Genomic DNA, 8,069 nt, shown 5'->3' on the forward strand with positions numbered 1-8,069 from the left:
GAGAAGATGATCTTCGCGCCGTACATCTCGAGGAGCTGGCGGCGCTCGGCGGAGGTGTTCTCCGGCATGACGCACACCAGGTCGTAGCCCTTGAGCTTCGCGGCCATCGCCAGCGAGATGCCGGTGTTGCCCGAGGTGGGCTCGAGGAGCGTGCAGCCGGGCGTCAGCAGCCCGTCCTCCTCGGCCTTGGTGATCATGCGCAGCGCGGGGCGGTCCTTGATCGAGCCCGTGGGGTTGCGGTCCTCGAGCTTCGCCCAGAGCCGCACGTGCGGGGCGGGCGAGAACGAGGGCAGCCCCACCAGCGGGGTCTCGCCCAGGGCATCGATCAGGGAGTCGTACCGCGCCATCGGGTGCTCCAGAGAAGGGGGAGGGCTCAGCGCCCGCCGGCGACCGCGGGCAGGATCGTCACCGTGCCGCCGTCGGGCACCTGCGCGTCGAGGCCCCCGGCGAAGCGGACGTCCTCGTCGTTGACGTAGACGTTCACGAAGCGGTGCAGCGCGCCGTCGGTGACCAGCCGGTCCTTGATGCCGGGGTGGTTCGCCTCGAGATCGGTGATGACCTCCTGCAGCGTCGACCCGTCGGCCTTGACCTGCTTCTCCCCACCGGTGTGGGTGCGCAGGATCGTCGGGATCGAGACGGTGGCGGACACGGCGTTTCCTCCTGGGATCACGTTCGGACTCTTCGACGAACAGCGTCGCACGCGGGCCCGTTGTTCCGGGACCTCGACGGCGAGGGTCAGCCCTGGGCGGGGGGGACGTCGCCCGCGCCGGTGTGGGAGAACATGTAGTTCTCGACGACCTGGATCTCGTCCTCGACGACCTCGCCGTCGGGACCCAGCAGGAACGACCGCAGGTCGGGCTCGGCGTCGGGACCGCTCAGCGCGACGATCGCGAAGTGCACCCCGGGCTGCAGGCCCATGTACTCGATGTCCTTGACCGAGGGGTACGCCTCGGGCAGGCCGGAGTCGGTCATCGGGCGCCGCGGGACCCGGGTGTGGGAGTGGAAGACGACGATCGGCTCCTCGTCGTTCTCCAGGGCCTGCTTGTGGACGGCGAACTGCTCGCGGGAGTCGAACCGGTAGTCGCTGCCGCGGGCCTCGGCGTCGTCGGCGTTGGTCATCGGCACGTAGCGCTCGGGCCGGTCGCTCTCCTCCGGGCCCAGCAGCTGCCCGCACGCCTCGCGCGGGTGGTCGCGGCGCGCGTGGGCCACGATCTCCTCGACGAGGTCGGCACGGATGACCAGCACGACGCCCACCCTACGTGGCCGCCGGGGCGCGGACAGCGCGACGTGAGGCGCCCGACGTCTCAGCGCATCAGCACCGTGACCAGCGAGTCCTGCAGCCAGGTCAGCCAGTGGTAGACGGGCAGGTGGTCGGTCCGCGGGTCGTCGGGCGGGAGCTGCTCGGGCATGTCCTCGCTCACCTCGAGCGCAGTGCCCAGCGCGAGGCGCACGTCGTTCACCGCCGTCAGCCACGCCTCGGCCTGCGGCACCGTCAGCTCGACGCGGCCCCCACCGGCCGGGAGCGAGGCGAGCAGCGTGGCGATCGCGTCGCGCTTGGCCTCGATGAGCTCCGGCTCCCGCACCGAGCGCAGCGCCGCCGCGAGCGCGGCCCCGTCGGAGCCACCTGGGCCGCCCGAGCCGCCGGGGCCGCCGCCGTCGTGACCGGGGTCGGCGTCGGGGCGGTGGAAGTCCGGGAGCAGCCGGGCGAGCACCGGGTCGTCCGGCGCCGTCGAGGGCCCGGTGCGGATGCCGGTGAGCGCGGACAGCTCGTCGCTCGGGGACGCGTCCGCCCGGCCGGAGAGCATGTCGTCGACCTGCCCGACCAGCCCGCGCAGCACCGAGGCCTCGGGCGGGTCGAGGACGGCGACGAAGCGGGCCCGCTCGCCGCGGCCGTGGCGTCTCCAGGTGCGCACGGGCTACGACGACCGCTGCATCGTCGCCCACAGGCCGGCCGCGTGGAGCTTGGCCACGTCGCCCTCCACCTTCTCCCGGCTACCCGACGACACCGTCGCCCGACCCAACTGGTGCACGTCCATCATCAGCGCGGTCGCCTTGGCCTTGTCGTAGCCGAAGAGCTTCTGGAAGACCCAGGTCACGTAGGACATGAGGTTCACCGGGTCGTTCCACACGATCGTCTGCCACGGGGTGTCCGCGTCGACGAGCTCCTCGGGACGCTCCTCCACGGTGGTCGCCGGCTCGGCGGGCGCCGACAGCCGTGCGACCGGACCGGCTCCCCAGCCGCCCTGTCCGACGTGCACGCGCATGTCCCCATCGTCTCAGCTCCGGCGGGGTGGTCGCACCCGCCCTCGACCGCATCCGGCCCCTAGGCTGGCCGGATGACGAGCGGGACCGCCCTGATGACGGACCGGTACGAGCTGACGATGCTCGACGCGGCACTCGCCGACGGCACCGCGCATCGTCGCTGCACGTTCGAGGTGTTCGCGCGCAGCCTCCCGCACGGGCGCCGGTACGGGGTCGTCGCGGGCGTGGCCCGGCTGATCGAGGCCCTCGGGCGGTTCGGCTTCGGCGACGAGGAGCTCGACGCACTGCGCGCGACGGGGTCGATCTCCGACCGCACGCTGGAGCACCTGGCCTCGACCCGGTTCGGCGGGGAGATCCTCGGCTACCCCGAGGGCGAGCTCTACTTCCCCGGCTCGCCGATCCTCTCGGTGACCGGGACCTTCGCCGAGTGCGTGCTGCTCGAGACGCTCGTGCTCTCGATCCTCAACCACGACTGCGCGATCGCCTCGGCCGCCGCGCGGATGACGACGGCGGCCGCGGGGCGCCGGCTCATCGAGATGGGGTCGCGGCGCACGCACGAGGAGGCGGCCGTCGCGGCCGCGCGCGCGGCGTACCTGGCCGGGTTCGACGCCACGTCCAACCTCGAGGCCGCCGCCCGCTACGGGGTCCCGACGACGGGCACCTCGGCCCACGCGTTCACGCTGCTGCACGACTCCGAGGAGGAGGCGTTCCGCGCCCAGGTGGACTCCCTCGGCGTCGGGACCACGCTGCTCGTCGACACCTACGACATCACCGCGGGCATCGAGACCGCGGTGCGCGTCGCGGGCCCGGAGCTCGGCGCGGTGCGGATCGACTCGGGCGACCTCGGCGTCATGGCCCAGCGCGCCCGCGCCCAGCTCGACTCCCTGGGCGCCACCTCGACGCGGGTGGTGCTCTCCGGCGACCTCGACGAGCACGCCATCGCCGGGCTGCGCGCCGAGCCGGTGGACGCCTACGGGGTGGGCACCTCGGTGGTCACCGGCTCGGGCGCCCCGACCGCGGGGATGGTCTACAAGCTCGTGGAGGTCGAGGGCCGGCCGGTGGCGAAGCGCTCGTCGTCGAAGGAGTCCCGGGGCGGCGCGAAGTCGGCGGTGCGCCGGCACAAGCCGACCGGGACGGCGACCGAGGAGGTCGTGCACCGCCGCGAGCACGCCGTCGAGGTGGGCGAGCACGACCGCGTGCTGCCGATCGAGCTGGTCAAGAGCGGCGAGCCGGTCAGCGGGCTCCCCACCCTCGCGGACGCGCGCGAGCACCTGCGCGCCAACCTCGTCGCGATCCCGTGGGAGGGGCTCAAGCTCTCCCGGGGCGAGCCGGCGATCCCGACGACGTTCCTCGACTGATCGGCGCGGCTACCCTGCCGCCATGGCGCGGGCCCTGATCGTGGTGGACGTCCAGGTCGACTTCTGCGAGGGCGGGTCGATGGGGGTCGCGGGGGGCGCGGCGACCGCGGCGGCGATCAGCGCGCACCTGACCGCCGAGCACGGTCGCTACAGCCACGTCGTCGCCTCGCGGGACTACCACGAGGAACCGGGCGACCACTTCTCCGAGGCGCCGGACTTCGTCGACAGCTGGCCGGTGCACTGCCGGATCGGCGAGCCGGGCGCCGCGTTCCACCCCGAGCTCGACGTCGCGTCCCTCGAGGAGGTGTTCTCGAAGGGCCGACACACCGCGGCGTACTCGGCGTTCGAGGCCGCGTCACGGTCCGGGGCGACGCTGACCGACTGGCTGCGCGCCCGCGACGTCGACCTCGTCGAGGTGTGCGGGCTCGCCACCGACCACTGCGTCCGGGCCACCGCCCTCGACGCGGTCCGTGAGGGCTTCAGGACGACGGTGCTGCTCGACCTGGTGGCCGGCGTCCTGCCCGGGACCACCGACCGCGCGCTGGCGGAGATGGCCGAGGCCGGGGTCGAGCTGGCGCGCTCGGCCTGAGCCCGGTCACCGGGTGCCGGCGGGGCGCGAGATCTCCCGGACGCCCACCGCGAAGGCCGCGACGGCCAACGGGAGCGAGACGACGGCCAGCTGGATCGCCTGGGACCGGGCCTCCCCGACCGCGCCGACGACGTTGAACCACACGTCGCAGCACAACAGCGCCCCGGCCGCGGCGGCGACCGCGGGCACCACGGCGGGCCGCCACCGCAGGGCGAACGCGGTCGCGAGGAGCGTGACGGCCTCGGCGACGTCGAGGGTGATCCACGTCGCCTTGAGGTGGTAGGCGTTGGCGACCGGGTCGTGCGCGGACCTCGACCCGGTCCAGGCCAGCACGGCCGCGAGGGCGGCCGCGACGAGGACCGCGGCGAGCACCGGGGACCGGGGCAGCGGCCGGGCCGCCCCGGCGTGGCGGCACGCGAGCACCCCGCAGAGCACGACGATGGGCCCGAGCGCGAGCACGGTGGTGAAGGCGGCGGCGTGCGGGTGGTACGCCGTCCCGGTGACGAGGTGGAAGAACCCGGTGCAGAGCGCGACCACGCCGGTCGCGGCCGTCGTCATGACCAGGTAGGGCGACCCGACGAGGGCCGCGGCGGCGCTGACGAGCAGCCCGAGGGCGATCGTCAGGATCGCGCCCGTGGCCGCGAGCGGCAGGTCGCCCACCGCCGCGGAGCGCGGCTGGACGACGTAGAGGATCGCGATCCACGGCACGAGCAGGAAGCCGGCGCCACCGAACACGAGCGACCACCAGCGGTGGCGGGCGAGGGGCCGCTCCTGGCGCAGCGCGTTCATCGTCGGGTGCCTCCCACAGGGGCAGCCTGCTCCGTCGGGGGCCCGGAGGACATCCGTCGTCCGGCTCTCCCGGGCGCCCGGTCCGGGTGGCGTAGGCGGTTGATCATGGCGAGGGCACCGGCGGGGCGTGCCCGCAGTCGAAGATCATGACTTCGGGAGCGTGTCGCGGCTGCTCTTGGGCGTGTCGCTCCCGAACTCGTGATCATGGTGCGCGAACTCGCCACGGACAGCTCCCGGATTCGCTCGGACGGAGCAACCGTGGCGGTGCCGGGAACCGATGCGCCGCCTCACTACTCTGAACCCCGACGAGGGGGAGGTGGTCGGGCGTGGCGCAGCTCGCGGACGCGGCGGTGTCCGAGGCGCCCTCGGTGGCCGACCTCCTCGCCACCGCCGTCGAGGCGCTCGGCGGCAGCGAGCGCGAGGGCCAACAGGACATGGCGGCCGCCGTCGAGCGGGCGCTGCGCACCGGGGAGCACCTCGCGGTGCAGGCCGGCACGGGCACCGGGAAGTCGCTCGCCTACCTCGTCCCGGCCATCCGGCATGCACTCGAGACCGACCAGGCGGTCGTCGTCTCCACCGCCACGATCGCGCTGCAGGCCCAGCTCGTCGACCGTGACCTCCCCCGCCTGGCGAAGGCCCTCGAGCCGGTGCTGGGCCAGGAACCGTCGTTCGCGATCCTCAAGGGGCGCGGCAACTACCTGTGCCGGCACAAGATCGAGTCAGGGGCGCAGGCGGAGGACCCGGGCGACGAGCAGCTGTTCGACCCGTTCCAGGTCTCGGCGCTGGGCCGGCAGGTCACGCGGCTGCACGAGTGGGCCGAGAAGACGAAGACGGGCGACCGCGACGAGCTCGTCCCCGGCGTCCCCGACCGCGCGTGGCGGCAGGTCAGCGTCACCGCCCGTGAGTGCCTCGGCGCGTCGCGGTGCCCCGTCGCCGAGGACTGCTTCTCCGAGCTCGCGCGGCACAAGGCGGGGCGCGCCGACGTCGTCGTCACCAACCACGCCCTCCTGGCCATCGACGCGATCGAGGGCCGTGCGGTGCTGCCCGAGCACGACGTCGTCGTGGTCGACGAGGCGCACAACCTCGTGGACCGGGTCACGTCCGTCGCCACCGGCGAGCTCACGTCCTCCGGGGCGGCCGCCGCGGCACGGCGCTGCGCCAAGCTCGTCGACCAGGCGCTGTCGGACCAGCTGCTCGACGCCGGCGAGGGCCTCGACACCGTGCTGGCCGACGCCACGGTGGGGCGCTGGGAGGCGATGCCGGAGGCCGTCGGGACCATGCTCGCCGCGATCCGCAACGCCGCGTGGGCGTGCCGGCAGGCCCTCGGTCCGGAGCGGGACAAGACCGCCAAGGACGGCGATGCGGACGCGGCCGCCCGCCGGTTCGCGACCGCGCTGGTCGAGGAGGTCCACGACGTCGCCGGCCGGCTGATCGCGGCGTTCGACCGCGAGGACCCGGCCACGCGGCCCGACGTCGTGTGGCTCTCCGAGCGAGAGCTGAACTCCACGACTGTGCGCACCCTCCACGTCGCCCCGCTGTCGGTCGCGGGCCTGCTCGCGTCGCGGCTGTTCGGGCAGTCGACGGTGGTGCTCACGAGCGCGACGCTCGTGCTCGGCGGCTCGTTCGACGCGCTCGCGCGCCAGTGGGGGCTGCCGGTGAAGGGCGCGACGCCGGTGGTGGCGCCCCCCGACGACGGCGGCGGGCACGGCAACGACCCGGCGACGAACCTGGTCTGGCACGGCCTCGACGTCGGGTCCCCGTTCGCCCACGCCAAGGCCGGCATCCTCTACGTCGCGCGCCACCTGCCCCCGCCGGGGCGCGACGGGCTGTCCGGCGCGATGCTCGACGAGATCGACGGGCTGGTCCGCGCCGCCGGGGGCCGGGCGCTGGGTCTGTTCTCGTCGATGCGCGCCGCGAAGCAGGCCGCCGAGGACCTGCGGGGCCGCTGGGACGGCACCGTGCTCTGCCAGGGCGAGGACGCGACGAACACCCTCGTCCAGAAGTTCGCGGCCGAGACCGGCAGCGTGCTCTTCGGGACGATCTCGCTGTGGCAGGGCGTCGACGTCCCCGGCGAGTCGCTGCAGCTCGTCATGATCGACCGCATCCCGTTCCCGCGCCCCGACGACCCGCTGGTCGCGGCCCGGCAGCGCGCGGTCGACGCCCGGGGCGGCAACGGGTTCCTGACGGTGTCCGCGACGCACGCCGCGCTGCTCCTCGCCCAGGGCGCGGGCCGGCTGCTGCGGGGCACCGGGGACCGGGGCGTGGTCGCGATCCTCGACTCGCGGGTGGCGACGAAGCAGTACGGCGCGTTCATCCGCGGGTCGCTGCCGCCGTTCTGGTCGACGCAGGACCCGGCGGTCGTGCGCGGCGCGCTCGAGCGGCTGCGCGACGGCGCCTGAGGTCGGTCCGAGCTCGCTTCCGGGGGGTGGCCTCAGGCCACGTGGCCGACGTGCAGCTCGACGAGGTCGGAGACGTACCGCGCGCCCTTCACGTCGCCGGGGACGACGAGGCGGGGGCGGGCGAGTGGCCTGCCGTCCTCGGCGGTGGCGACGAGCACCCCGCGGTTGCCCAGGTCCGGGTCGATCTCGCCGTAGGACACGGTCGATGCGTAGCCGTCGGCGCCGGTCGCGGTGACGGCGAGCGCGGCCTGGTCGTTCTTGCGCCCCGGGGTGAGGGCCAGCGCGGTCGTCGGGAGCAGGGCCGAGAGCGGGACCCCGTCCTCGTGGTGGCGTTCGGCGCCCTTCGCGCTCTGGAACGCCACGTCGACCGCGGTGTGGGGACGCGTGGCGAGGGCGGCGGCGTCGAGGGTCGTCGGGGTGGTCACCGCGCCGTCGATCCGCACCGACCCGGGTGCGACGGCGGGAGCGGAGGCGGGCGGGGCGGCCGGTGCGGCCGTCGACGTGGCGCAGCCGCTGAGCAGCACCCCGAGGAGCACGGCCGCGACGCCGACGACGACACGAGACATGGGCCGGTCCCTCCGAGTGATCCGCAGAAGCGGGCTCATCATGCGCTGTGAGCCGCTGATGCGAAAATCGGCACCGGGCCGCCTCGTCGAGGGGCACACCACGCAG

Annotated in this window: 10 protein-coding genes; 3 read left to right on the plus strand and 7 right to left on the minus strand. The window is 74.4% G+C overall.

Annotated features, from left to right (window positions below):
- The 5 genes from AC0CYZ_RS15470 to clpS form a co-directional block, all read right to left on the minus strand.
- Positions 1-347 (minus strand): PLP-dependent cysteine synthase family protein (locus tag AC0CYZ_RS15470; RefSeq protein WP_472216847.1); only part of this gene is annotated, 347 nt, incomplete at its 3' end.
- Between the two features lie 26 nt (positions 348-373).
- Positions 374-649, minus strand: coding sequence for a MoaD/ThiS family protein (locus AC0CYZ_RS15475; RefSeq protein ID WP_230734456.1), 276 nt, complete (start codon positions 647-649; stop codon positions 374-376).
- Between the two features lie 86 nt (positions 650-735).
- The gene (locus tag AC0CYZ_RS15480) at positions 736-1,245 is read right to left on the minus strand and encodes a M67 family metallopeptidase (protein WP_472216849.1); all 510 of its coding nucleotides are present in this window, start codon (positions 1,243-1,245) and stop codon (positions 736-738) included.
- A gap of 59 nt (positions 1,246-1,304) precedes the next feature.
- Entirely contained in the window at positions 1,305-1,913 is a 609-nt protein-coding gene (locus AC0CYZ_RS15485; RefSeq protein WP_472216851.1) for a DUF2017 domain-containing protein, read from the minus strand.
- Between the two features lie 3 nt (positions 1,914-1,916).
- Complete coding sequence (gene clpS, locus AC0CYZ_RS15490) at positions 1,917-2,213, minus strand: ATP-dependent Clp protease adapter ClpS (protein WP_472216861.1); 297 nt, start codon at positions 2,211-2,213, stop codon at positions 1,917-1,919.
- Between the two features lie 123 nt (positions 2,214-2,336).
- Here clpS and AC0CYZ_RS15495 point away from each other — a divergent pair, with 123 nt between their 5' ends.
- Both AC0CYZ_RS15495 and AC0CYZ_RS15500 read left to right on the plus strand, forming a co-directional pair.
- The gene (locus tag AC0CYZ_RS15495) at positions 2,337-3,620 is read left to right on the plus strand and encodes a nicotinate phosphoribosyltransferase (protein WP_472216853.1); all 1,284 of its coding nucleotides are present in this window, start codon (positions 2,337-2,339) and stop codon (positions 3,618-3,620) included.
- Between the two features lie 22 nt (positions 3,621-3,642).
- On the plus strand, positions 3,643-4,209 hold the full coding sequence (locus AC0CYZ_RS15500) for an isochorismatase family protein (protein WP_472216855.1): 567 nt from the start codon (positions 3,643-3,645) through the stop codon (positions 4,207-4,209).
- 6 nt (positions 4,210-4,215) lie between these two features.
- On the opposite strand, the gene AC0CYZ_RS15505 is transcribed toward AC0CYZ_RS15500, so the two are convergent.
- Positions 4,216-4,998: a hypothetical protein gene (locus AC0CYZ_RS15505; protein WP_472216856.1), complete on the minus strand. Its 783-nt coding sequence runs from the start codon at positions 4,996-4,998 to the stop codon at positions 4,216-4,218.
- Between the two features lie 326 nt (positions 4,999-5,324).
- Between AC0CYZ_RS15505 and AC0CYZ_RS15510 the strand changes: the two genes are divergently transcribed.
- Positions 5,325-7,397, plus strand: a complete 2,073-nt coding sequence (locus AC0CYZ_RS15510) for an ATP-dependent DNA helicase (RefSeq protein ID WP_472216858.1) — start codon at positions 5,325-5,327, stop codon at positions 7,395-7,397.
- Between the two features lie 32 nt (positions 7,398-7,429).
- Here the strand turns inward: AC0CYZ_RS15510 and AC0CYZ_RS15515 are convergent, their stop codons facing one another.
- Positions 7,430-7,963: a hypothetical protein gene (locus AC0CYZ_RS15515; RefSeq protein WP_472216859.1), complete on the minus strand. Its 534-nt coding sequence runs from the start codon at positions 7,961-7,963 to the stop codon at positions 7,430-7,432.
- Positions 7,964-8,069 lie beyond the last annotated feature (106 nt).

Source organism: Actinomycetospora sp. (assembly GCF_055612215.1).